This is a genomic window from Amphritea sp. 1_MG-2023, from assembly GCF_030547545.1.
Classification (GTDB): Bacteria; Pseudomonadota; Gammaproteobacteria; order Pseudomonadales; family Balneatricaceae; genus Amphritea.
This window is the reverse complement of the sequence record NZ_JAUOQE010000019.1, coordinates 60,325-84,707: the sequence shown is the minus strand read 5'-3', so window position 1 is coordinate 84,707 and position 24,383 is coordinate 60,325. Positions and strand designations below refer to the sequence as shown.

Here is a 24,383-nt window from a genome sequence, read left to right as displayed (position 1 = left end):
ATTCTGATCTACATCGTGTTCCATCTCCAGTTCCAGATGTAGATCCTGATCGTGTTCCAGAGCCAGAGCCAGAGCCAGAGCCAGCGCCAGCGCCACAACCAGAACCTGTTGTTGCGGCTCAGCCATTACAGTGTTTGTTAGTGAAGATGTACGGCGTCAAGCTGGCCCTACCGATCGAATATTTGCAAGGCGCACATGATATCAGCGCGATGAAGCTGGGCTTGCATCATGATGCGGAATGGATTCTTGGCAGTTATGATGAATCCGGTACGCTTGTAGATGTTGTCGATACCGGTATGTGGATAATCCCAGAACGCTATGATCCCGCTAAAGCAAGCTACACCGAGTTGGTGAAGTTTAAAGGTGAGCCTTGGGCCATGACGATTGACTCGATGCTCGATTCGCAAGCGATAGACGAAAGCTTGATCACTTGGAATAACAATTCGAAAGCGCGGCCTTGGCTCTTGGGTACCTGTATGCAGTATCAGTGTGCCGTGATCAACGTTCCAGCCTTGTTAGCTGGGTTCAATGCCGCCTTGCATCCGTGAAGAGGAGATAAAATGATCTGGTTCGCTTTAGCACTCGTGGCCATGATGGCAGCCGTTTGCGTCGCTTATACGGTTAATGCTCGGCGTAAACTGCAACAACATCAGCGTCAATATGAAGCCTTAATCAATGTGCTGCGTAATGAAATACAGGCGCTCACCAGTAGCTCTATCGGCATGGGCCATCGCTTGATGGATGTCGAAAATCAACTCAATATTACCGCTGAAAAACAGCAAGAGCTAGCCAGTCGTGATCCGGGGGTTTTAGCCTACAATCAGGCAGCCCGGTTGATGGAAATGGGCGCCGATGTTGATGATCTGGTTAAAAATTGTGGAATTGGGCGGCCTGAAGCCGAGTTGATGGCTTTATTACATAAAGAGATAGCCGCACCGGATAAACAGGCTTAATCCGCGCCGTTCTTTAACTGATATGTAAAGGCGATAATCTCCGCGATCGCACGATAGAGGCTTTCGGGTATTTCATCGCCGAGTTCTAAGCGTAACAACACTTCTACCAATTCTGGGCTTTCGTGGATATGGACATCATGTTCCTGCGCTAGCCGGATAATCTGCTCAGCAATCACGCCTTGGCCTTTTGCCGTGACTTTCGGGGCACCTTCATGATCGTAATTAAGGGCAACCGCTTGTTGATATTGTTCTGTTTTTTTATTCATCAGCCGCTCGCTTAAGTGGTGATATCAATCAGTTGTTCAACGTTGTTAATCGCTTTCGGCGCTGTGCCTTCACTGCAATGAGTCGACTGAATCGTAAACCCCTGTTGCTGTAGCTGATGGTTAAATTCCGGCAGCTTTTGCTTAAGATCTTGTGCAGTTTGTGACTGACTACACCAAAAATGTGCCGTGATTTGATGTTCATCTTCCAATACCAATTCGACATCGATGCTGCCCTGTGTCTGCCAGTCAAAGTGTAGTCGAATGCGCCAGCGTTGTTGCCACTGGTCTTCATCTTGTTGATTGCGATGTTCGGAAATTTTAAGTTGGATATTATCCAGTAGATCGCCGTTTTTAACGGGCAGATCGAGGGCGAAGTAGCGTTCAGTCGTGCCATCACTATTACTGCGGGTATTATGAAGGCTCTCCAGTTGATTAGCGGTGACGCGATTGAGTAAATTTTTAACCAACTCGTGAAGCTGTTGCCTTGCTGATTCCGGTAGTTTGTCCGCCTGCTTTAGCAACTGATTGAGCTGATATTTCATATCGTTGTTGGCGAGTTGACGCTGTGGATCGGTGAGATTGCGCTCACTGAATAGACCGCCATTAATTAAGTTTTGTCGCACCCCCGTCTGCGCCTCGGCAGCCGAAGCGCTATTCACACCAAAGAGGTTGAGCAGTGAACTTAGCATGCTATTAATGGGGCTTTTCGTGCCGCCGGTTTTATTATTTAACTGCTGCAGCTTGATGAGACTATCGGCAATTGGCTGTTGAGCGGGTAACACATAGCGTAATGCGGCGTTAATCGTCTGCGAGACACTTTGATTTTGCGAGGAGGGTGTGAATGGCTGTATTAGCACCTGATTGTCAGCGGTGCGCGTGAGTAATGCTTTGCCTTCAAAGGGGAGAGACTGATTGAGTGTTAAGGGGAGTGGTTTACCATTGATGGTGGCGATAATATTCCCCTCGCCAGGCGCGACTTTGATCGCCACGGCTACGCTGCCTACAACGGGCTGATTGACGGGCAGTAGGCGATTAAGCTCTGCTGATATACGGGTGGCTAGGGTGGCGATGGAGGGGGGCGCCGCGTTATTCGCGAGCGATGGGTTCTGCGGCGCGACAGGCACCGACGTTTGCGCTTGAGGAGTGGATTGTTGGCTGTTGAGTAACAGCTGCCCGGCGGTCGTGCGCGTTAGCGTGGCGGTGCTGCCCGGTGGTAGTGATTGATCACTCTTGAGTTGATAGAGCTGACTACCGAGCTGTACCTGTAAGGTGAATTGATTTGGCCGTGTTGTATCGGCGCTGCTTTGACGGATGCTAATCGGTGCCGGCGTATTGAGCGGCAAGGCGCGCATCAGTTCGGCGGCGGATAGTGATTTTCCGGCACTGGTTTGCAGATTCTGTATGCTTAGCGGATTAAGCATGAGTGTTTTTCCTGCACGGTGTTAGCACCTTCATGGTTCTTTTGATCGAGTTATGCACTACGGCTGTTTATTTTGTATATAATGCCTTGCTTTCGGCGGTTATTGCCAATGATAAAGGTGAGCTTGTCAGTTTTTTCGTTTATTGAAGTCGTGTTTTTGAGGTTGCGCTGTTGTCTACATTAAGACTGAAAATCGAAAATCTTTTTTGCGAGCGGGATGATCGAGTGCTGTTTGATGCGCTTTGTTTCGAGGTTAACGCAGGCGAAGTGATTCAGATAGAAGGCCAGAATGGTAGCGGTAAAACCACCTTGCTGCGGATTCTTAGTGGCTTATCGCGTCATTTCGAGGGGGATATCTACTGGCAAGGTGAGCATCTTGATCACTGCGCACCGGCTTACCGTGAATCGTTGCTTTATTTCGGCCATCAGCCAGGCATCAAGGCGGTCTTGACGCCGCGAGAAAATTTGCGCTGGTATGCTTCGCTGCATCCCGATATGCACCTTGATCGACTCGATTATGCGCTCGCTCAGGTGGGTTTAAGCGGTTTTGAAGATGTCCCCTGTCACACCCTTTCGGCCGGTCAGAATCGACGCGTTAGTCTGGCTCGATTGTATTTGAGTCAAGCGCCGTTATGGATATTGGATGAGCCTTTTACGGCCATCGATAAGCGAGGCGTCGCCGAACAAGAAGCGTTAATGGCGGCTCATGCCGAGCAGGGCGGTAGTGTGATTTTAACGACTCACCATGAGTTGGCCATGGGGGATAAAATTCGTCGACTTAATTTGGATCAATTAGCAGGAACTTTATGAGCGATAGTATGCCTAATCGACCGGCAGGCGACGTCATGAATACTGAGTGCCGCGTTGATGGCCCATTTTGGGGCGCGTTAAAAAGGGAATTGCTGCTATCTTACCGGCGCAAAAGTGATTTAGTGAATCCGCTAATTTTCTTTCTCATGGTGGCAACACTGTTTCCGCTGGGAGTTAGCCCTGATCCTGCTTTTTTGGCGGATGTCGCGCCGGGAGTCGTGTGGGTCGCGGCATTGTTGGCCACGTTGTTATCGATGGATAGCCTGTTCCGCTCTGATTTTGAAGATGGAACATTAGAACAAATTTTACTCAGCCCGCAGCCGCTGTATTTAGTGGTGCTGGCAAAAGTGTTAGCTCATTGGATGCTAACCGGTTTGCCTTTAACCTTGTTGGCCCCGTTACTGGGGGTGATGTTGTTTCTGCCGAGTGATGGCATGTGGGGGTTGATGTTGAGTTTATTGCTGGGGACGCCCACGTTGAGTCTCGTCGGTGCGATTGGTGCAGCGCTGACGGTTGGTTTGCGCAAGGGGGGAGTACTGATTTCGTTATTGGTGTTACCGCTTTATATTCCGGTGCTGATTTTTGGCAGTGCCGCCGTGCAGGGTGCGGTGACAGGGTTACCCTTAGGAGGGTATTTAGCGCTACTTGGCGCCATGTTGTCGTTTGGGTTGGTGATGGCGCCGCTGGCAATTGGTGCCGCTTTAAGAATTAGTGTGAGTGGGTGAAACCCCGATAAGGTTGAAATATGGCTGAAAATAAGTGGCTGCCGCGTTGGTTTTATCAACTGGCTTCGCCCCGCTGGTGTTATGACATCACGGGTAAGTTACTACCAATTTTTGTGATTCTAACACTGCTAACGCTCGTCACTGGAACGGTTTGGGCGTTAGCCTTTGCCCCAGCTGACTATCAGCAGGGCAATAGTTTCAGAATTATCTACATTCATGTGCCTGCCTCCATCTTGGCTCAATCGTGTTATATGCTCATGGCACTGGCCGGCGCCATTGGTCTTATCTGGAAAATGAAAGTGGCCGATATGGTGGCGAAGAGTTGTGCGCCGATCGGTGCCTCACTTGCGATTTTATCACTGGTTACCGGCGCTATTTGGGGTAAGCCTACCTGGGGATCTTGGTGGGTATGGGATGCACGTCTAACCTCGATGTTGATTCTGTTATTTCTCTATCTTGGCGTGATCGCACTAAATTCGGCGATTGAAAGCGAACGCACTGCAGCACAGTCGACGGCTGTGCTGGCATTGGTGGGGTTAGTCAATATTCCTATTATTAAATACTCGGTCGACTGGTGGAATACGCTGCATCAGCCCGCCACTTTTACATTGACTGAACGTCCGGCGATGCCGGCCGAGATGTGGGTGCCCTTGTTGGTGATGGTCATCGGTTTTTACTGTTTCTTTGCTGTCGTTATGATGCTGCGGTTACGTAACGAAATTATTCAACGTGAGCGACGTAGTCGCTGGGTTCGCACCCTGATCACTGGTTGAGGATATGAATTTGAATTTCGAATCATTTGCCGAATTTATCGATATGGGAGGCCATGGCCTCTATGTCTGGTTGAGTTATGGGATTGCCCTCGCGGTGATGGTGATCAATGTTGTCAATCCGCTGATGCACAAGCGTCAGATTTTTAGTGAGCAAGCCCGTCGGCTGCGTAGGGAGAAACAGAAGTCATGAATCCTAAACGGAAGCAGCGTCTGATGATTGTACTGTTTATTGTTTTTGGTGCCGCTACGGCGGTTGGGCTGGTGATGTACGCCCTCAATCAGAATATTAACTTGTTTTATTCACCCACCGATATTGTCGAGCAGAAGGCGCCTGAAGGTACGCGTATTCGCGCCGGTGGAATGGTGGTCGAAGGCAGTGTTAAGCGTGATCCTGAAAGCCTCAAGGTTACCTTTGATATGACCGATTACGCCAATAATGTCACCGTAACGTTTACCGGAATCTTGCCGGATCTGTTCCGTGAAGGTCAGGGGATTGTCGCGCAAGGTGAAATGAATAGCGAAGGGGTCTTTGAAGCGGTGGAAGTGTTAGCGAAGCATGATGAAAACTATATGCCTCCGGAAGTCGCGGAAGCGCTGGAAAAAGCCGGAAAAATGCCGGATCAGCTGCGCGCTAAAGGAGCTCAGTCACTATGATTCCTGAATTAGGACAATATGCGCTGATTTTAGCGCTGTGTATGTCTGCTTTGCTGGCGGTTGTGCCGATGGTGGGGGCCTCTGTCGGTAATACGTTGTTAATGAATTATGCGCGTCCTCTATCGCTGGGGATGTTTTTCTTTTTAGCGATTAGTATGGCCTGTTTAGGTTATTCGTTTGTTACCGATGACTTCTCCGTTGTCTATGTTGCTTCCAATTCCAATACCTTATTACCTTGGTATTTTAAGATCAGTGCGGTCTGGGGTGGGCATGAAGGCTCGCTGCTGTTGTGGGTGTTCATTCTGAGTGGCTGGACGGTTGCGGTGGCCTTTAAAAGTAAGAATATGCCGCTAGAGATCGTGGCCCGCGTATTAGGCGTGATGGGGATTGTCGGGGTCGGCTTTACCCTGTTTACCTTGATGACATCGAGCCCCTTTGATCGTCATCTACCGACGTTTCCAGCGGAGGGAGGCGACCTTAATCCCTTGCTGCAGGATATTGGCCTCATTATTCATCCTCCTATGCTTTATATGGGCTATGTGGGCTTCTCGGTAGCATTTGCTTTTGCCATCGCCGCATTATTAACCGGTCGTCTCGATTCGGCTTGGGCGCGTTGGTCTCGCCCTTGGACGAGTATTGCTTGGGCGTTTCTGACACTGGGGATTGCATTAGGCAGCTGGTGGGCTTATTACGAGCTTGGCTGGGGTGGCTGGTGGTTCTGGGATCCGGTTGAAAATGCGTCCTTTATGCCTTGGTTAGTCGGGACTGCATTGGTGCATTCGCTGGCGGTGACAGAGAAGCGTGGCGTGTTTAAAAGCTGGACCGTGTTGTTAGCGATTTTTGCTTTTTCATTGAGCTTACTCGGGACATTCCTGGTGCGTTCTGGTGTACTGACATCGGTGCATGCATTCGCCTCAGATCCTGATCGAGGGTATTTTATTCTCGCATTACTGGTGATCACCATCGGTGGTTCTCTGATTCTTTATGCGGTTAAAGCGGGCAATGTGAAGAGTGAATCCAGTTTTGCGCTGTTGTCTCGCGAAACCCTGTTACTGATCAATAATATTTTGTTAGTGGTATCGGCGATGATGGTACTGTTAGGCACGATCTATCCGTTGATTGTCGATGCCATGGGCTGGGGTAAAATCTCAGTCGGGCCGCCCTATTTTAACTCGCTGTTTATTCCCTTGATGTTGTTGATTCTAGGGGCGATGGGGGTGGGGGTTGCCGCACGCTGGCGGGAAACATCGCTGTCATTTTTATTACGGCAGTTATGGCTGCCTGCGGTATTGAGCCTGATCGCCGGTCTAGCGTTCCAATACTATTACGCCGAAACGTTTAACGTTGTGGTTGCCGGCGTGATGACCTTGGTGTTCTGGGTTGTATTTACCAGCTTTAAGGATTTTTGGCGCAAAATTACGGGTCGTAACAGCCTGAAAAAAGCCTTGCAGGGGATGACGCGTAGCTATGTCGGTATGATGTTAGCGCATGCGGGTATTGCGGTTGCCGTTGTCGGGGCGTTGATGGTGAGTATCTATAACGAAGAACGCGATCTGCGTATGTCGCCCGGCGATGTGATCAATTTTAGTGAATATCAGTTTGAATTTTTAGGCGCGCAGAAGAAGCAGGGGCCGAACTATAGTTCTGATATGGGCATCATACGGGTACTGCATCAAGGCGAGTTTTACGGTGAATTACGCCCTGAAAAGCGTTTTTATCCTGCCCGAGGAAACGTGATGACCGAAGCGGATATCGATCCTGGGTTGTTCCGTGATTTGTATGTGGCGTTGGGTGAACCGTTGGAAAATGGCGCTTGGGCGGTGCGGGTACAGCATAAGCCTTATGTACGCTGGTTATGGTTGGGCGGTTTATTGATGACGGCGGGTGGCTTATTAGCTGCCACTGATCCTCGATATCGTAAGCAGGCTCGGCGCGATGCAGCCCGAGCGGCTGCGTGATTAAGTGTTTCGATAGCTACAGATAGGTATAGCGATGCGTCGATTAATTGTTATTGTTCCACTGGTTTTATTTGTCGCACTGGGACTGTTTCTCTGGAACGGTATCGGTAAAAATACTGAAACGATTCCGTCGCCGTTAATCGGTAAACCGGTGCCCGCGTTCAGTTTGTCTGCTTTGCTGGATGAACAACAAAGCATCACGGCTGCCGATTTAAAGGGACGTCCCGCCTTACTCAATGTGTGGGCCACCTGGTGTCCAACATGTAAGGCCGAGCATGCACAGCTCAACCGTATTGTGCAGCAAGAAGGGGTGACTATTTACGGTGTAAATTATAAAGATGATCGGGCTAAGGCGAAGGTCTGGCTGGATCAATATATGAATCCCTATGCGCTGAATATCTATGATCCTGACGGCAAGCTAGGACTGAATTTAGGGGTTTACGGTGCCCCAGAAACCTTTGTGTTAGATGCGCAGGGAATCATTCGTTATAAACATGTGGGCGCTGTCGATGAACAGGTCTGGCGTGTGTTACGCGAGCAACTGCAGCAGTTGGAGGTCAATCAATGATTCGGCATGGACTGTTAGTGCTATTACTGAGCCTAAGTGCTCTGGCAAATGGCGCTATTGATACCTTTGAATTTAAGGATGCCGCTACGCGTGAGCGGTTTCAGTCATTAGCAGCAGAATTGCGCTGTCCTAAGTGTCAGAATCAGAATATTGCCGATTCCAACTCGCCGATCGCCGAAGACCTGCGTCAGGAACTACATCGAATGCTCGAAGCGGGCGCTAACGATGAGCAGGTGATTGATTTTATGGTCAGCCGTTATGGTGAATTTGTGCTGTATCGCCCAAGGATGAACGAGCAGACCTATTTGTTATGGTTTGGACCGGCGGTGTTGTTATTGATTGGTATCGGTGTGGTTTTTTTGGTCAGCGGAAAACGAAAAAAAGTGCAGCAGGACAAACCCAACAGCAATCTCAGTGATGCAGAAAAGCAAAAGCTGGAGCAGTTATTGAAACAGGAAAAGACTAAATGATAGCGCTATGGTTAGGTATCGCACTGTTTTCTCTATTGGCGGTGGCATTTGTGCTGTACCCAGTTTATCAAGCACGTCAGGTAGAGACGAAAAGCCTAGTCGATGTTGATCGTCGGGCGTTAAATATCGCTATCTATGAAGAGCGTCTAGCAGAATTAGAGCAAGAGCGCGATGTTGGCAATCTGGATGCGCCTAACTTCGCGTCACTGAAACTAGAGCTAGAACGCAACCTGTTGCAAGATGTCGATGATACGATTGAATCGAACAGTAAACCGTTGAAAATTAACCGTCAATCGATCATCACCGCATTTGCATTGGCATTACTGATGCCCGCGATGGGGTTAGCGATCTATTCTGATTTTGGTCGTTCAGGTGATTTGGCGATTGCGATCAATGGCCCGGTGGATCCTTTCAATGGGAAAACGCCAACCGTGGAAGAGGCGATTACCGCTTTGCAAAACCGCCTTGAACAAGAACCTGAAAACCCTGAAGGCTGGTACTTATTAGCTAATACGTTTATGAGTATGCAAAACTACTCGGCGGCGGCCGATGGTTACCGCAATGCGTTAGCATATTTGCCGTCAGAAGCGCCTCAATATGCCGGCGTAAATGGACAGTATGCTCAAGCGCTGTTTTTTGCCAATAGCGGACAAATGGATGATAAAATTCGTACTGAGGTCGATAAAACACTGGCACTAGATCCGTTTGAGATCACGGCTCTCGGGTTATTAGGTATTGCTGCTTATGAAACCGGAGATTATCGCGCCGCCATTGGGTTTTGGCGTAAAGGTTTAACGCATGCCGAAGGCGAACAGGTGTCTTCACTTAAATCTGGGATTGTTTCGGCCCGCGATAAGCTGATCGCTGCCGGCGAAACGGTACCGGATCTGCCTGAATTAGAAGAGGTGAAACTGACACTGATGGTGAGTATTGACCCTGAACTTCGCAGTCGGGTAACGCCGGATATGACTGTCTTTGTGTTAGCTCGTCCGGTGGGCGGCAGAATGCCGTTGGCTGCCAAACGTTTAACCGTGGCTGATTTACCGCTGACGGTGGTATTGGATGACAGTGTATCAATGAGCCCACAGGCGAAGCTTTCTGGCGCCGAAACGGTAGAGTTGGTGGCGCGTGTATCCGCGTCAGGACAACCGACCCCTCAGGCAGGCGATTTGAGTGGAAAGATTTCTTCTGTTGCTGTTCATGGTCAAGTTGATATATTAGAGCTATCGATCGATCAGATTGTTGAATGATCGACATAAACCAGCACAAGAGACGATTTGTGCAACGTATATAAATTAAAATAAGGGTAATATCAGGCAATGGAATTAGGATTACGCGAATGGCTGATTATCGGTGGCGTGATAGTTGTTCTCCTGATTGTGTTGGATGGTTGGCGCCGCATGCGCGGCAGCAGCAATCGACTAAAGATGAAAATTGATAAGTCGCTCACCGATCTGCCTGAAATGCCCGAAGAATCGTCTTTTAATCCCGAATTGCCAGGTGGGGGAGCCCGTGTCGTTCATGGTCACGACGAGGCGGTTGCGGGTGGTCGTCGTGAGCCGGTGATGAGTGATGATCATCAGGCGGCCACTAAACAACCTGAGTTTGATGAACTGAATGTCTCGCCGGTAAGACGGGCTGAGGCCCATGTACAAATCCCTTCGGTGGATGATCGTCCTCTGAAGCCGGAGCGTTCGGATAGTCGTCAGAGCGAAAACGAGCTCGAAAACAATAGCGCAATCAAGCCCGCGAACAACGAGTATGCAAACGAGCACCCGAGCAAGAGCAGCTTCGATAGCGCAATTAACACCGCGCCCCGTGCCGCGTCTAGCGACAGGTTAGTACCGCCTAGCAACACATCTAGCAATACAGACAGTAACGCCGCCAAAACTTCAGGGTCTGATACGTCAGAGTCTGAGCCAACCGCTGTCACCAGACCGGTTGATCAATCACCGCTTCAAATGCCTTTGTCGACAGACAAACGTGATGAGCGCCAGCAATCGTTGTTAACCCCTGAACAAGTGGCAGAGCAAGACCCTCTATTCGCCTCATTTGATAGCTTTCCACCGCATCACGATGGCCCTTCTTTCGATGAGATGGATAATAATCTCTCGGCTGTTCGAGTGGTGCAGGATGAAGAATCCGAGCCTGAGGCGATCCCCTCGTCAACGGATAACGTGCCCACCATCGGCGATATCGATACTGATACAGAGCATGACCGCATCGCAGCAGCCGTCAGTGAGTTTGAGGCGCAGGAAACGTCGATTGAAGATGATGTGCCGTTGATTCAAACGCTTGTCCAGTCAAAAGCCACAGAGGCATCGTTCGACACGACTGAGCCCCCAGAACGTCAAGATCTGTTTGCTGCAGAAACGATGCCTGAGCGAAAAGCATCGCATACGCGCACACCGCCCGATTATTCGGCAGAAGAAGATAACTTGATTGATTCGTTGCCCGAAGGTTTCCGTTTTGATGTTGTCGATGACACCACCGCCGATGACGATGACTACGAGTTTGATTATACCCGTCCGGTGAGTGAGTTAATGCGTCCGTCACGAGAGGAGACGCCGGCGGCGCAACAAACGGCTATGGATCTGCCGCCAGCGCAAGATACAGACGTATTACATCGGCATAGGCCTGATACGCAAGATGCACAAACAAGCGCATCAGAAACGCTGCATTTTTCGGCGATCGATGATGATCAGGCTGAACTCAGTGGTAGTTTATTTACAGAAGAGCCACGTCAGACTCCCGTCGTTAACACGCTGCAGGCGTCAGATACGGACGTCAATGAGTTAGCCGCAGCGGATGATGTTGCAGCAGCGCCGGGAATGGGTATCAAAGGGCAGTCATTACAGAAAATTCCTGAGGCCGATAAAGTCTTGGTGATCTCGGTAGTCGCTGCCGAGGGTGAACAAAGTTTTACTGGCCGCAGTTTATTACAGATCTTGCTGGCCTGCGGTATGCGCTATGGCGATATGAAAATCTTCCATCGTTATGAAGATGGTATTGATGAAGGTGCGGTTCAATTCAGTATGACCAACGCGCTGGAACCGGGTTATTTTGATATCGATACCATGGACAGTATCGAAACCCGTGGCGTGACCTTCTTTATGTCGATGGAAGAGCCGCGCGACGTGATGAATGCCTATGAGTGCATGTTGGCCACGGCCACGGCTATCGCTAACAATCTGCACGGTATTCTGTTGGATGAAAATCGTTCAACTATGCGTGATCAAACCAAAGAACATTATCGCGAACGCATTCGTAAATTTGAAATGCGTAAGCTGAAAAAAACGACAACTGCCTGATAGTCTCAGATAAAGCCAATGAAACCCGATACCTCTATACCGCAGTTGCTTGAGCAACTGCGCGATCAATTGCGTCACTATAACTATCAATACTATGTACTCGATGACCCACAGGTGCCAGACGCTGAATATGATCGCGTGTTTCAGCAGCTCAAAGCATTGGAAGATGAACATCCCGAACTGATTACCGCTGAATCGCCCACGCAACGGGTGGGCGCAGCGCCGTTGACCGCATTTACTCAAGTGAGGCATGAAATGCCGATGCTATCGCTGGATAATGCGTTCTCAGCCGACGATATGTATAGTTTTGAAAAGCGTCTACATGATCGACTCAAATGGATCGAAGATACGCCATTGACCTTTGCCTGCGAGCCTAAACTGGATGGTATTGCGGTGAGTCTACTGTATGAACAGGGGCGCTTAGTGCGCGGTGCTACGCGAGGCGATGGCAGTACGGGGGAAGATATTAGTCTCAATGTCAGAACGATCGAGTCGATTCCGTTACAGTTGATGGGCGCGGGTTACCCTGAACGGTTAGAAGTGCGGGGGGAAATTTATATGCCCCGTAGAAGCTTTACGCGACTCAACGAGGCGGCGTTAAAGCGGGGTGATAAACCGTTTGTGAATCCGCGTAATGCGGCGGCGGGTAGCCTACGGCAGCTGGACCCGAAAATAACGGCACAGCGATCATTGGAGATGTGCTGTTATTCGGTTGGCGTTGTCAGTGGTGGTGAACTTCCCGATAATCATGCGGACATATTGCGTCAGTTAGCCACCTGGGGGCTGAAAATCAATGCTGAGATGGCAGTGGTGCAAGGGGCGAAGGGCTGTCTTGAGTATTATGATGCGCTCTCAGAGCGGCGTAATCAGCTAGCTTATGAGATTGATGGTATCGTATTCAAGGTGAATGATATTGCGCTACAGCAGCGTTTAGGCTTTGTCTCAAGGGCTCCTCGTTGGGCTATTGCGCATAAGTTTCCGGCGCAGGAAGAGATAACGCAGGTTAAAGCGATTGAGTTTCAGGTGGGCCGCACGGGCGCGATCACTCCGGTGGCGCGTTTAGAGCCGGTATTTGTCGGTGGCGTGACGGTGAGTAATGCCACCTTACACAATATGGATGAGGTGGAACGTTTAGATGTGCGGGCGGGGGATAGCGTGATTATCCGTCGAGCTGGGGATGTGATCCCGCAAGTCGTCTCGGTCGTGTTAGAACGTCGACCTGCTGACGCTGAAGCGGTGCAATTACCCGCAACCTGCCCGGTGTGTGATGCGGAAGTTATTCGCGTGGCGAGCGAAGCCGTGGCCCGTTGTTCGGGTGGGCTGAGTTGTGGCGCACAACGAAAAGAAGCGTTGAAGCATTATGTGTCGCGTAAAGCGATGGATATTGATGGCTTAGGTGAAAAACTGATCGATGCTTTAGTCGAAAAAGAACTGGTACATAGCCCTGCCGATCTGTATCAATTACATCATCGGCAGTTAGCCAGTATGGAGCGTATGGGTGATAAGTCGGCGACCAAGCTGTTACAGAGTATCGATAACAGTAAAGCCACTGAACTGGCGAATTTTATCTATGCCCTGGGTATTCGTGAAGTCGGCGAAGCCACGGCCAGAACATTAGCGCTTCATTTTGGCTCGTTGGAAGCGGTGATGGCGGCGAGTGAAGAGCAGCTTCAGGCGACCCCGGATATTGGCCCGGTGGTGGCACAATATATTGTTAGTTTCTTCCATCAAGTACATAACCGTGAAGTGATTGATGCCTTGCGTCAGGCCGGTGTTCATTGGCAGGATGTCAGCCTAGATCAAGCCTCGCAACCTTTGCTGGGGCAAACCTGGGTATTAACAGGCACACTGGAGCAGATGCCGCGTAGCGAGGCTAAAAAGCAATTATTAGCGCTCGGTGCTAAGGTTGCTGGCAGTGTGTCAGCCAAAACTGATTATGTGGTGGCCGGCCCTGGGGCTGGCTCTAAGTTACAGAAAGCGGAAGCGTTGAATATCCCGGTGATGGATGAAGCAGAGTTAATGGCATTACTGACGCAATATAACGAATAAGAGAGACGGACAGATGCGCAGATCGAAGATTTACCGATCAATACCGGTATGTTTACTGGGGGCCTTGTTAACGCAGGGCTGTAGTCAGATGGCTGAAGTCGTGCCGGAGCGATTTGTAAAGCCGGATAATCTGTTTTGTCGAGGGCTGTATCAGAATAATGATTGGCTCGATGCGGCGGCTGCCACTGAACAACGTTGGGGCTTACCGCTGCATATTGCTCTGGCCGAACTGAATATGACGGTGGGCACAGAGGCGAGTGAATATATTCGCCCTACGCACGCTGATTGGGAAGAATATCGTCTAGCGAGTGAGAATTGGTCCGCTGCGGTCGATGACATTAGCACGGCCCTGGATTATCTCGGCTGGCATGCGCAGATGGCGAGTCGGCGCATTGATTTGACCATGAATGAAGCGGGCAAACTCTATATGGCGTCGAGAATTGGTCATGGCGGTTTGTATCGAATGGAGTATCGTGCGGATTCACTGTTGCAGCGTCAAGCTGAGCAGGTTGATCATCGAGCGCAGCAGTATCGCGAAGATTTGAAGTCTTGCCCACGGATACGTGAACGCGCCGATAGCTTCTTTCGCTGGCCTTGGTAAGTATGATTATTCCTTGGCAACAACTGCAACCGGATACGTTAACGAGCCTGATCAAAGAGTTTGTTACTCGTGATGGCACCGACTACGGCTATAACGAAACCTCCCTTGATATGCGCATCGAACAAGTTAGGGCTAAACTCAGCAATGGGGAGGCCGTGGTGTTGTTCAGTCAGAGTACAGGCCTATGCAATATAGTGGCTCGTGACCGGTTATAGTTGAGCGAGGTATTCTCATGGATCAGTTAGAACAGATTACCGCACTGATTGCGCTGACCATGGGGGTTGGTTGGGCGAGTGGCATTAATCTTTATGCGACCATCCTGATGCTAGGGTTGGCGGCGAATATGGGGCATTTACAGCTGCCGAGTGGCTTAGAAATTGTGGCCGACCCGATGGTCTTGATGGCCGCAGGCTTGATCTACTGTGTTGAATTTTTTGCCGATAAAATTCCGGGCGTGGATAGCGGATGGGACACCATACACACCTTTATTCGTATCCCTGCAGGGGCTGCTCTGGCGGCGGGTGCGGTGGGGGATATGAATGAAGCGGTGATTGTTGCTGCCGCCTTGGTCGGAGGCTCATTATCCGCGACCAGTCATGCCTTCAAGGCGGGCGGACGAGTCATAATCAATACCTCTCCCGAGCCTGTGAGTAACTGGGCGGCCTCGATTACCGAAGATCTGGCGGTGTTTGGCGGGCTATGGGCCGCACTCAACTATCCGATCGCCTTTCTCATCATACTGATCTTGTTTATCGCCTTGGTGATCTGGCTACTGCCGAAAATTTGGCGCGGTATTAAAAAGGTTTTTGCGTTTTTAGCGGGGCTATTGGGACGGCGAGAAGCAGACATTCACCTCGAGAAGGGGAGTGCGTTACCCCATCGGAAGCCTTAAATCAGACCCTAGCGGCTGTCTAACCACTCATTATTAATCAGTGATTGGAGCAGATCGGTGCGCGTGATGATGCCTTGAAGGTTACCGTTCTCTTCAACCACCGGAATACAGCTTAAGTGATGTTCGACGCAGCTAACCGCCAGTTGTCGAATATTTGTATCTGGCGTCGCGGTGATGACTTGCTGTGTATAACATCGCTCGATGCTATCTTCTACCGAATGTTCCTGAGCCCCCTGATAACTCAAGTATTGTAACAACAGTTTCTCCGTCACAATGCCCATCAGGCGGCCGGTGCCAGACAGCACTAGCAGGTGACTAATAGAGTACTGTTGCATCTTATACAGTGCCGACTGAATTTTACTGCCTTCCAATACCGACTGAATTGGGGATGACATGATCAATGAGGCTGGAATATAAGAGCGTGGACGTGTCGGTGTGGCGCTGCTATCACTGGTTTGGCTATAAACGATAGCCGCTTTATGGGCTGTGCCAGAGGTGCTTGGTGGGCTATCCTGATGCTGTGTTTGATCAACCATGGCTTTCTCATGATCTTGATCACCCGCAGCGGCAGCCGTTTTTTTGGACGCACCGAGTTGCTCTACCCCGCGAGGGGTAAAGAGGGATTTAACCGGTGTTTGGATGCGGTATCCTTGATCGTATATAACCAATGCCATAAGATTTTACTACTGCTCATTCGAAAGCTTAAAGACTATATCGCCCGACGTATCAAATTCTTGATGATAAATCGTGCTGGATTGAGTTTATCCACAAGCTCTTTTTCTAGCGGTAAAGGCTCATGTTCCAGCATCGCCGCGATAAGCTCTCCACTAATTAGACCACTAATTAACCCTTTTGATCCATGCGCGAGGTTAGCAAACAAACCGGGGTAGTGACTCGGGGGTGTGTTTATCGGTGTTTTGGCATCGTGTCGCAGACGGGCATAATGCGCTATGAAGTCGGTATCAATGGGCACAGGCCCAATCATGGGGAGCTTATCGGGTGAGACACAGCGAAAACCAACACGTCCCGCTAAATGATGCTGCGTATGGTAGTGTGCTAAAGCATCACCGAGCCGAGGCGCCATATCGGTAATCTTTTGCAGATTATGTTGGTGCCCCGATTCACGAATATCGGTTTTTTCATCTTTAAGATCAAAGGTGGCACCAAAACAGAAACGACCCTGCTGACTCGGCGATATATACCCTTCACTGCATAGCACGGTGTTGAGTGGCTCAATGTTGGCTTGTGGCGCGGTAATCGATACCTGTCCACGGATATTCTGTAGCGGAAGATGATGAGATTGTTCAAATGATACACTATTGGCGGCGGCAGCAATCACCGTTACCGCCGCCGTCAAGACATCGCCTTGTCGAGTGTGGCCCTGCCAACCCTCCTTTTGCTGTTCCAGGCGGACGATCTCCGTATGGGTCATCACCGTGATATTTGGCTGCTCACTTAACCAGCGACATAAACGTGGCGGTGACACCCAGCCCGCTTCGGGGAAAAATAAACCGCTGTTATTGACCGCAGTACCGGCGATATCCGTGGCTTCCGCTTGCTCAACATAACGCACCACCGAGGCGGGATAATGACTGGAAGCGGCTAATTTTTCGTGTTTTACGCGCTCTTTTTCATGCGCGGCCAGCTGTAATAAGCCACAGGGTGACCAAATATCAGCACGATCAGCCAAGCTCTGTTGCAGCAAACGACTGCTATAAAGAAAGCCCGACAGGTGAAAGCGGCTAGCGGGAATTGGCTCAATCGGTAGCTTCGCATAGAGAGCGCCTTGATGATTGCCCGAGCCTTCAGCCGCAATCTGTGGATTCTTATCCACAAGCGTGACTTTCCAGCCACGCTTGGCTAACGCGTAAGCCGTTGCACAGCCAGCGATACCCGCGCCAATAATCAGGGCCGTTTTGTCACCGCTATGCTTATTAGGCAGCTCAAACCAAGCCGGTGAGAGCGGAGCCGCTACGTTCATGGGTTCTTGTGCCGTGAATGTGCCAATCAGCATCTCGCGTTTACGCCCAAATCCCGTTACCGTTTCAACGTTAAAGCCGACATCACGTAACCCACGTCTAGCAACCCCAGCGCAAGTAAAGGTTGAAAAGGTTGTCCCCTGCTGACTTAGACGGCCAACCTGCTCAAACAGCTCAGGACGCCACATATCAGGGTTTCTAAATGGAGTGAAACCATCGAAGAACCAAGCATCCACTATCGCGTCTAATTGACGATAACAGTCAACAGCATCCCCCAACATCAAGGTCAGTGTTACCCGACCCTGATCAAAAGAAAGCTGATGAAACCCCGGCACCGGAGATGGATACTGGACAATGAGCTGTTCAGAGAACATGCTAAGTGCTGGCCAAAGGGCGAGTGCCTTGATGAGATCATCGGTTGCGATAGGGTATTTTTCAACACTGACAAAATGTAACCTAGCCGAAGCCGGTGCTTGCTCGCGAAACAGCTGCCAGGTGGCAAGAAAGTTAAGCCCCGTACCAAAGCCGGTTTCGGCAATGGTAAATGAGTCAGCGGTAGCGAAGCGTTCGCGTAGCTGATTGCTCTCGAGAAAAACATGATTGGTTTCCTCGAGACCGTTCTCCGTGGAGAAGTAGATGTCTTCATGTTGCACCGAATACGGTAGATGATCGTTCCAGATAATCGTTGCTTGTGTCGTTTTTTTCATAAGAATAATGCTGGGTGCTAGCTATTGATATCAGTGCTTTTAGGGATACATTGCATATAATAACGCGCTTGGGATAGGATCAGATATGCTTATTATCAGTTTACCTCCTGTTTCATTTTAAATACTTAATTTTGCTAAACCTCTGAAAACGATGGAGGGTTAGATAAGGATGATCTATGTCTTGTCGTCAGGAACTGATTTCGAAGCTTGAAGGGAAAACCGCTGTCATTGGTATAGTCGGATTAGGCTACGTGGGGCTTCCTTTAATGATACGCTATAACGCGATAGGTTATAGCGTTCTTGGCATCGATATCGACGCAGATAAAGTTAGTCGCTTGAACCGAGGTCAGAGTTACATAGAACATATCTCTGATGAATCCATTGCTATTGCACGTTCTAAAGGCTTTGAGGCCACCAATGAATTTTCCCGTGCGGGTGAGTGCGATGCGCTTATTTTGTGTGTGCCCACTCCGCTGAACAAATACAGAGAGCCTGATATTAGTTTTGTGACGAAGACGACGGATGCTTTAGTTCCGTTTTTGCGCGAAGGGCAAGTTATATCATTAGAAAGCACGACGTACCCCGGAACAACAGAAGAAGAGTTGTTACCTCGCGTGGAGGCTAGTGGTTTGACCGTTGGCGAGTCTTTGTTTCTGGTTTATTCCCCTGAAAGAGAAGACCCAGGTAATCAAAACTTTGCAACGCGTAATATCCCTAAAATTGTCGGGGGGCATACACAGTACTGCTTAGAAGTAGGTCAAACACTGTATCGGCAAGCGATTGATACAGTGGTGCCTGTCAGCACGACAAAAGCTGCAGAAATGACTAAGCTATTAGAAAATATCCACAGGGCAGTAAACATTGGCTTAGTCAATGAGATGAAAATTGTTGCGGATAAAATGGGCATCGATATCTTCGAAGTGGTCGATGCGGCGGCAACCAAGCCATTTGGCTTTACGCCATACTACCCAGGACCTGGCTTGGGTGGTCATTGCATTCCGATAGATCCGTTCTATTTAACTTGGAAAGCGCGTGAGTATGGTTTGCATACGCGTTTTATTGAGCTGGCAGGAGAGGTGAATACTTCGATGCCTCATTGGATAGTGACGAAGCTAATGGATGGATTAAATGATCAGTGTAAAGCGCTAAAAGGAAGCCGAATACTTGTATTAGGTATCGCGTACAAAAAAAATGTTGATGATGTACGCGAATCTCCTTCAGTTGACATCATGGAGTTATTGCAAGGCAAAGGTGCTATTGTCGAATACAGTGATCCTCATGTTCATTCGTTCCCCAAAATGCGTGAACATAAGTTTGACCTCCATAGTGTTAGGATAACGAAAGAGTCTCTTCATGGTTATGATGCCGTTGTGTTAGCAACAGATCATGATGCGTTTGATTATGATCTGATTGCAGAGCAATCGGTATTATTGATAGATACGCGTGGCAAGTTCAGAGCGACGCAATCGAATATTATCAAAGCCTAATTTGGAGGGTTGTGGTGTGAAGAAATTTGCATTAATAGGTGCTGCAGGTTATATCGCTCCTAGGCATATGAAAGCGATAAAAGAAACAGGCAATTTGTTGGTTTGTGGTTACGATATCAATGATTCGGTTGGCATTATTGATAGCTTGGCGCCTAATAGTGATTTTTTTACCGAGTTTGAACGTTTCTCTGATCACATCTATACACTGAAAAGAAGTGCAGAAACCGAACTAGACTTCATTTCGGTCTGCTCGCCAAACTACTTGCATAAAGCCCATATCGCCGCAGGCTTACGAATGGGATGTGATGTTATCTGCGAAAAACCACTAGTGCCCTCACCTGATTTGTTGAATGAACTTCAGCTAATAGAGCAAGAAACAGGTCAGCGAATCTACAATATTCTTCAATTACGTCACCATCAGGCGATTCTCGAACTCAAACAGAAAGTCGCACGTGAGCAGCGAGAGGATAAGCATGAGGTTGAGTTAACATACATTACCAGCCGTGGTCATTGGTATATGGAAAGCTGGAAAGGTGATCCACGAAAATCATTCGGTATTGCAACCAATATCGGTGTTCATTTCTTCGATATGCTGCATTTTGTTTTTGGTCAATTACAAAAAAGCGTGCTGCATTATGCGAATGCTTATAAAGCAGCAGGCTATCTTGAATATGAAAATGCGAGAGTACCGTGGTTCTTGTCGATTGATGCTAGTGACTTACCTGAATCAGTTAGAGGTAAGCAGCCGACCTATCGTTCGATAAAGTGTGATGGTGATGAGATAGAGTTTTCTGGAGGCTTCACTGACCTGCATACCATGAGTTATCAAGAGATCTTAGCGGGCCGTGGTTATGGGCTGGAAGATGCCCGTCATTGTGTGGCAACGGTCAACGATATTCGTGACGCGATACCAGAAAAAGCAATGGCAAGAGAAGCACATCCCTTTTTAAATAAACTGGTGTGAACATGGGTTATCAGATTCATGATAGTGCGATTGTTGATGAAGGGGCTGAAATCGGTTTAGGCACTAGAATTTGGCACTTTGTTCATATCTGTGGAGGTGCCCGAATTGGACGTTATTGTTCCCTAGGTCAGAATGTATTCGTGGCTAATAACGTTGTTATCGGTGATAACTGTAAAATTCAAAATAATGTCTCTGTATATGACAACGTTACGCTAGAAGACGGGGTATTTTGTGGGCCCAGTATGGTATTTACCAATGTCTATAACCCCCGTGCTTTGGTTGAACGTAAAAATGAATACCGCAATACAGTAGTTAAAAAAGGGGCGACCTTAGGGGCGAACTGCACCATTGTTTGCGGTGTAACCATCGGTAAATTCGCATTTATAGGGGCGGGTGCTGTTGTGAAGCACGATGTACCTCCTTATGCATTGATGGTTGGCGTTCCCGCTAAGCAGATCGGATGGATGAGTGAGTTTGGGGAGCAGTTAGACTTACCTGTCACAGGAGAAGCTGAAGCGGTTTGTCTGCATACTCAAGAAAAGTACGTACTTGCTAATAAGGTAGTAAAGAAGGTTAATTAACATGCAATTTATCGATTTGGCTGCTCAGTATCAACATTTAAAAGCACGTATTGATAAGCGCATTCAAAATGTACTAAATCATGGCCAATATATAATGGGGCCAGAAGTACAAGAGTTAGAAGATAAGCTTGCCGGATACGTGGGGGTTAAGCATGCAATTACCTGTGCTAATGGAACGGATGCATTGACTCTCGCCATGATGGTTTTAGACATTAAAGAAGGCGACGCTGTTTTTTGTCCAACCTTCACCTTTTTTGCGACAGCAGAAACCATAGCCTTTCAAAAGGCAACGCCAGTATTCGTAGATTCAGACGAAGCGACATTTAATATTTGTCCTATTGACCTAGAAAAACGCATAAGACAAACGATTGCAGAAGGGAAACTGAATCCAACAGCTATTGTTGCCGTAGATCTATTTGGCTTGCCAGCTCACTACTCTGAACTAGAGCGTATAGCAGAAAAATATAACTTAAAGCTGATTGAAGATGCAGCCCAAGGCTTTGGAGGTTCAATTACTAACCAGCAAGGTAGCAAAAGATTTGCTGGAAGCTTTGGTGATATTGCCACTACTAGTTTCTTTCCTGCAAAACCATTGGGTTGTTACGGTGATGGTGGTGCTGTTTTTACAAATAATGACGAATACGCGGAGTTATTAAAATCATTAAGAGCGCACGGTAAAGGCAGTGATAAATATGACAATGTTCGTATTGGGATGAATAGTCGCCTAGACACTATTCAAGCTGCGATTTTATTAGAAAAATTAGCAGAATTTCCGCAAGAGTTAATAAACCGTAATAAAGCAGCAAAAAACTACGAAAACACTCTGTCAAGTCAGTATAAAACCCCTCAAGTACCAGAAGGCTATATTAGCTCTTGGGCACAATATACATTGGTTTCTGATAAACGAGATGCTGAAATGAAAAAGTATAAAGAGCAAGGTATCCCAACCATGATTTATTATGCTACCTGTATGCATCAGCAAAGTGTTTTTGAAATATTGAATTACACAGAAGGATCTTTTCCTGTTGCAGAAAAATTAGCGCGAAGTGTTTTCAGTTTACCAATGCACCCATATCTCGAACAAACTAAATCGCGAAATATTTCTCAAGTTGCAGTTTCATGAGATCAAATTATTTTCGTCCAGAGATACAGAGTTTAAGAGCCGTTGCTGTTATCGCTGTGATGGTTTTTCATTTAAACCCTACTTGGTTGCCTGGCGGCTTTGTTGGGGTGGATGTCTTTTTAGTTATATCAGGTTTTTTGATAACGTCTATCCTGCTTGATAGGAAGTCTTGTCCTGAATATAACATCTTGGTTACGTTAAAATACTTTTATTTGAGTCGTATTAAACGTATAGCCCCTGCATACTTTACTATGCTGTTAATTGTAGCGTTGATTTCTGCTGTATTTTTATTGCCTCAAGATTTTAAAGTTTTTAAAAAAGGACTAGAGAAAACAGTATGGTTTGCTAGTAACAATTACTTTGCCCCTGCAAGTTATGAGAAACCACTACTGCAAACTTTGTCATTAGCCGTCGAGATTCAATTTTATTTAATATCTCCTTTTCTTATTTTGTTACAAAGTGAGGCATTTAGATATGCACTTGATATATTTTTAGAAGAAATAAATAAGGGGGGTACGATATATATACTTAGTCAAGAATCGTTGTTGAATTATCATCCTCAGCGTAGTAGAAAGTTTGAATATTTGGGTGTAGATGCATCAATAGGCCTTGATAAGAGGCGCTTGTCTACAAATGATTTATTAAGAGACTTATCAGTCTCAGAAAATAAAAAAATTAAATTTATAGAGTTGGATGAAATTAATTTGTTTAAGCGGACTCCTTACTGGAATGGTGAGTTAATATTTTATGATACTCATCATATTAATGAAGTCGGTGCCAAAGAGCATGCTAAACAAGCTTTACCTATAATTTCAAAAGAATTATTTTATGATCAATAGGTTTTTTAAGGGAAGTGAGTTTTCTCGAAATGTATTAACTCTTATAACTGGGGCTTCTATCGCGCAAGCTATTCCTATTGCAATTAGTCCAATTCTTACACGTATTTATACACCAGAAGATTTTGGGATTTTAAGCTTATTTGCAACAATTTCAGCTGTGTTCGGAAGCATTGTTAATGGACGGTATGAGCTTGCTATTATGCTGCCTAAAAAGGACAGTGATGCAATTAATTTATTGGTTTTGGGTTTTGCAATATGTGCAGTAATATCTTTTTTGCTTGGTTTTATCGTGTTTTTTTTAAATGAAAATATAAGGAATTTATTGGGGAACCAAGAAATAGAATTTTGGCTTTACTTTGTACCTGTAGCTGTCTTTCTTACGGGTGTTTTTAATTTGCTTAATTATTATAATGTTAGGAATAAATATTATAAAGATATAAGGAATGCGGCTGTTTCAAAATCTATAGTAGGTGCTGCAAGTCAACTAAGTATAGGTGTTTTGAAGGGAGGAGTCGTAGGTCTAATAACAGGACAACTATTGTCTCAATTAGTGGCTAATTCGAGACTAATTAAAAATCTAGGCAGGAAAAAAATAGCGGTATCTGTTAATAAAATAAAGATTATTGCCTTAGCTAAAAAGTATAAAGACTTTCCTAGGTTTACGCTCTGGGCAGGTTTGTTCAATACGCTTTCGCAGAATATTAATAATGTTATAATTTCAATGTTTTATGGTTTATCAACCTTAGGTTATTATAGCTTTACTGAGAGAGTGCTAGGTATGCCAGCTAGTTTAATAGGTAGTGCTATCGGAAAAGTTTATTTTCAAGAAGCAAGTAAAGAGCAGCAAGAGACAGGTAGTGCTTATAACAGCTTTATAAGTGCAAGTAAGAAGTTAGTGCTTATCGGTTTGCCATTTTATTTTGTTTTGTATTTTGTTGTGGAAGATATTTTTTATTACGTTTTTGGGAGTGATTGGCTTGTGGCTGGTAGCTATGCCAAGATCATGGTTCCATTTTTTATGGTTAGATTTGTTGTTTCTCCACTAACCGTAACAAATCAAATTAATAAAAAAAACAAATTAGGTATGATTTGGCAGCTCGGTCTTTTAGGGCTCTATTTAACTGTAATTTATTTAAGTGACTATTTAGAGTTGAGTTTTGAAGAGTTTTTGAATTTTTTGGTTGTGGTCTTGTCTGTTTATTATATGTTTTTTTATATTTTGATTTACTCGCACGTGAGAATACGAGGTTAAT

The 24,383-nt window shown here is 47.2% G+C and carries 26 protein-coding genes; 22 read left to right on the top strand and 4 right to left on the bottom strand.

Annotation, left to right across the window (positions count from 1 at the left end; translation table 11 throughout):
• A partial coding sequence (locus Q4488_RS11585) for a chemotaxis protein CheW (protein ID WP_303580631.1) occupies nucleotides 1-548 on the top strand: 548 nt, incomplete at its 5' end.
• 12 nt (nucleotides 549-560) lie between these two features.
• Complete coding sequence (locus Q4488_RS11580) at nucleotides 561-953, top strand: DUF2802 domain-containing protein (RefSeq protein ID WP_303580630.1); 393 nt, start codon at nucleotides 561-563, stop codon at nucleotides 951-953.
• On the opposite strand, the gene Q4488_RS11575 is transcribed toward Q4488_RS11580, so the two are convergent.
• Nucleotides 950-1,219, bottom strand: a complete 270-nt coding sequence (locus Q4488_RS11575; RefSeq protein ID WP_303580629.1) for an EscU/YscU/HrcU family type III secretion system export apparatus switch protein — start codon at nucleotides 1,217-1,219, stop codon at nucleotides 950-952. The genes Q4488_RS11580 and Q4488_RS11575 overlap by 4 nt on opposite strands.
• Before the next feature lie 11 nt (nucleotides 1,220-1,230).
• A complete protein-coding gene (locus tag Q4488_RS11570) occupies nucleotides 1,231-2,640 on the bottom strand; it encodes a flagellar hook-length control protein FliK (protein ID WP_303580628.1) in 1,410 nt (469 codons plus the stop codon).
• A 170-nt stretch (nucleotides 2,641-2,810) separates the two neighbouring features.
• Between Q4488_RS11570 and ccmA the strand changes: the two genes are divergently transcribed.
• From ccmA to Q4488_RS11500, 14 genes are all read left to right on the top strand, one after another.
• The gene (gene ccmA / locus Q4488_RS11565) at nucleotides 2,811-3,449 is read left to right on the top strand and encodes a cytochrome c biogenesis heme-transporting ATPase CcmA (RefSeq protein WP_303580627.1); all 639 of its coding nucleotides are present in this window, start codon (nucleotides 2,811-2,813) and stop codon (nucleotides 3,447-3,449) included.
• Nucleotides 3,450-3,484: 35 nt separating this feature from the next.
• A complete protein-coding gene (gene ccmB / locus Q4488_RS11560; protein WP_303580635.1) occupies nucleotides 3,485-4,174 on the top strand; it encodes a heme exporter protein CcmB in 690 nt (229 codons plus the stop codon).
• 20 nt (nucleotides 4,175-4,194) lie between these two features.
• Nucleotides 4,195-4,947, top strand: a complete 753-nt coding sequence (locus tag Q4488_RS11555; RefSeq protein WP_303580626.1) for a heme ABC transporter permease — start codon at nucleotides 4,195-4,197, stop codon at nucleotides 4,945-4,947.
• Nucleotides 4,948-4,957: 10 nt separating this feature from the next.
• Entirely contained in the window at nucleotides 4,958-5,137 is a 180-nt protein-coding gene (gene ccmD / locus Q4488_RS11550) for a heme exporter protein CcmD (RefSeq protein ID WP_303580634.1), read from the top strand.
• Nucleotides 5,134-5,601: a cytochrome c maturation protein CcmE gene (gene ccmE / locus Q4488_RS11545; protein WP_303580625.1), complete on the top strand. Its 468-nt coding sequence runs from the start codon at nucleotides 5,134-5,136 to the stop codon at nucleotides 5,599-5,601. Before ccmD ends, ccmE begins: the two co-directional genes overlap by 4 nt.
• Entirely contained in the window at nucleotides 5,598-7,559 is a 1,962-nt protein-coding gene (locus Q4488_RS11540) for a heme lyase CcmF/NrfE family subunit (RefSeq protein ID WP_303580624.1), read from the top strand. The genes ccmE and Q4488_RS11540 overlap by 4 nt, the downstream gene beginning before the upstream one ends.
• A gap of 34 nt (nucleotides 7,560-7,593) precedes the next feature.
• On the top strand, nucleotides 7,594-8,127 hold the full coding sequence (locus Q4488_RS11535) for a DsbE family thiol:disulfide interchange protein (RefSeq protein ID WP_303580623.1): 534 nt from the start codon (nucleotides 7,594-7,596) through the stop codon (nucleotides 8,125-8,127).
• Nucleotides 8,124-8,597, top strand: coding sequence for a cytochrome c-type biogenesis protein (locus Q4488_RS11530; RefSeq protein WP_303580622.1), 474 nt, complete (start codon nucleotides 8,124-8,126; stop codon nucleotides 8,595-8,597). Before Q4488_RS11535 ends, Q4488_RS11530 begins: the two co-directional genes overlap by 4 nt.
• Nucleotides 8,594-9,847: a c-type cytochrome biogenesis protein CcmI gene (gene ccmI, locus Q4488_RS11525; RefSeq protein ID WP_303580621.1), complete on the top strand. Its 1,254-nt coding sequence runs from the start codon at nucleotides 8,594-8,596 to the stop codon at nucleotides 9,845-9,847. Before Q4488_RS11530 ends, ccmI begins: the two co-directional genes overlap by 4 nt.
• Before the next feature lie 69 nt (nucleotides 9,848-9,916).
• Complete coding sequence (gene zipA, locus Q4488_RS11520; RefSeq protein WP_303580620.1) at nucleotides 9,917-11,908, top strand: cell division protein ZipA; 1,992 nt, start codon at nucleotides 9,917-9,919, stop codon at nucleotides 11,906-11,908.
• 18 nt (nucleotides 11,909-11,926) lie between these two features.
• Nucleotides 11,927-13,957 carry an NAD-dependent DNA ligase LigA gene (ligA, locus tag Q4488_RS11515; protein ID WP_303580619.1) on the top strand — a complete coding sequence of 677 codons (2,031 nt, stop codon included), beginning with the start codon at nucleotides 11,927-11,929 and terminating at the stop codon, nucleotides 13,955-13,957.
• 13 nt (nucleotides 13,958-13,970) lie between these two features.
• On the top strand, nucleotides 13,971-14,558 hold the full coding sequence (locus tag Q4488_RS11510; RefSeq protein WP_303580618.1) for a hypothetical protein: 588 nt from the start codon (nucleotides 13,971-13,973) through the stop codon (nucleotides 14,556-14,558).
• Nucleotides 14,559-14,560: 2 nt separating this feature from the next.
• On the top strand, nucleotides 14,561-14,773 hold the full coding sequence (locus Q4488_RS11505) for a YheU family protein (RefSeq protein ID WP_303580617.1): 213 nt from the start codon (nucleotides 14,561-14,563) through the stop codon (nucleotides 14,771-14,773).
• Nucleotides 14,774-14,790: 17 nt separating this feature from the next.
• Nucleotides 14,791-15,450, top strand: coding sequence for a DUF4126 domain-containing protein (locus tag Q4488_RS11500; RefSeq protein ID WP_303580616.1), 660 nt, complete (start codon nucleotides 14,791-14,793; stop codon nucleotides 15,448-15,450).
• Between the two features lie 8 nt (nucleotides 15,451-15,458).
• On the opposite strand, the gene Q4488_RS11495 is transcribed toward Q4488_RS11500, so the two are convergent.
• Both Q4488_RS11495 and mnmC read right to left on the bottom strand, forming a co-directional pair.
• Nucleotides 15,459-16,124 (bottom strand): HPP family protein, encoded by a 666-nt coding sequence (locus Q4488_RS11495; protein WP_303580615.1) that lies wholly within the window; start codon nucleotides 16,122-16,124, stop codon nucleotides 15,459-15,461.
• A gap of 35 nt (nucleotides 16,125-16,159) precedes the next feature.
• Nucleotides 16,160-18,136 (bottom strand): bifunctional tRNA (5-methylaminomethyl-2-thiouridine)(34)-methyltransferase MnmD/FAD-dependent 5-carboxymethylaminomethyl-2-thiouridine(34) oxidoreductase MnmC, encoded by a 1,977-nt coding sequence (gene mnmC, locus Q4488_RS11490; RefSeq protein ID WP_303580614.1) that lies wholly within the window; start codon nucleotides 18,134-18,136, stop codon nucleotides 16,160-16,162.
• Between the two features lie 176 nt (nucleotides 18,137-18,312).
• Between mnmC and Q4488_RS11485 the strand changes: the two genes are divergently transcribed.
• The 6 genes from Q4488_RS11485 to Q4488_RS11460 are packed head-to-tail and all read left to right on the top strand — an operon-like array spanning nucleotide 18,313 to nucleotide 24,382.
• Nucleotides 18,313-19,623 carry a nucleotide sugar dehydrogenase gene (locus tag Q4488_RS11485; protein WP_303580613.1) on the top strand — a complete coding sequence of 437 codons (1,311 nt, stop codon included), beginning with the start codon at nucleotides 18,313-18,315 and terminating at the stop codon, nucleotides 19,621-19,623.
• A 16-nt stretch (nucleotides 19,624-19,639) separates the two neighbouring features.
• Nucleotides 19,640-20,587, top strand: coding sequence for a Gfo/Idh/MocA family protein (locus Q4488_RS11480; protein WP_303580612.1), 948 nt, complete (start codon nucleotides 19,640-19,642; stop codon nucleotides 20,585-20,587).
• Between the two features lie 2 nt (nucleotides 20,588-20,589).
• The gene (locus Q4488_RS11475) at nucleotides 20,590-21,168 is read left to right on the top strand and encodes an acyltransferase (protein ID WP_303580611.1); all 579 of its coding nucleotides are present in this window, start codon (nucleotides 20,590-20,592) and stop codon (nucleotides 21,166-21,168) included.
• Between the two features lies 1 nt (nucleotide 21,169).
• Nucleotides 21,170-22,291, top strand: coding sequence for a DegT/DnrJ/EryC1/StrS aminotransferase family protein (locus tag Q4488_RS11470; protein WP_303580610.1), 1,122 nt, complete (start codon nucleotides 21,170-21,172; stop codon nucleotides 22,289-22,291).
• Nucleotides 22,288-23,130: an acyltransferase family protein gene (locus Q4488_RS11465; protein ID WP_303580609.1), complete on the top strand. Its 843-nt coding sequence runs from the start codon at nucleotides 22,288-22,290 to the stop codon at nucleotides 23,128-23,130. The genes Q4488_RS11470 and Q4488_RS11465 overlap by 4 nt, the downstream gene beginning before the upstream one ends.
• Nucleotides 23,120-24,382, top strand: a complete 1,263-nt coding sequence (locus Q4488_RS11460; protein ID WP_303580608.1) for a lipopolysaccharide biosynthesis protein — start codon at nucleotides 23,120-23,122, stop codon at nucleotides 24,380-24,382. The genes Q4488_RS11465 and Q4488_RS11460 overlap by 11 nt, the downstream gene beginning before the upstream one ends.
• Nucleotide 24,383 lies beyond the last annotated feature (1 nt).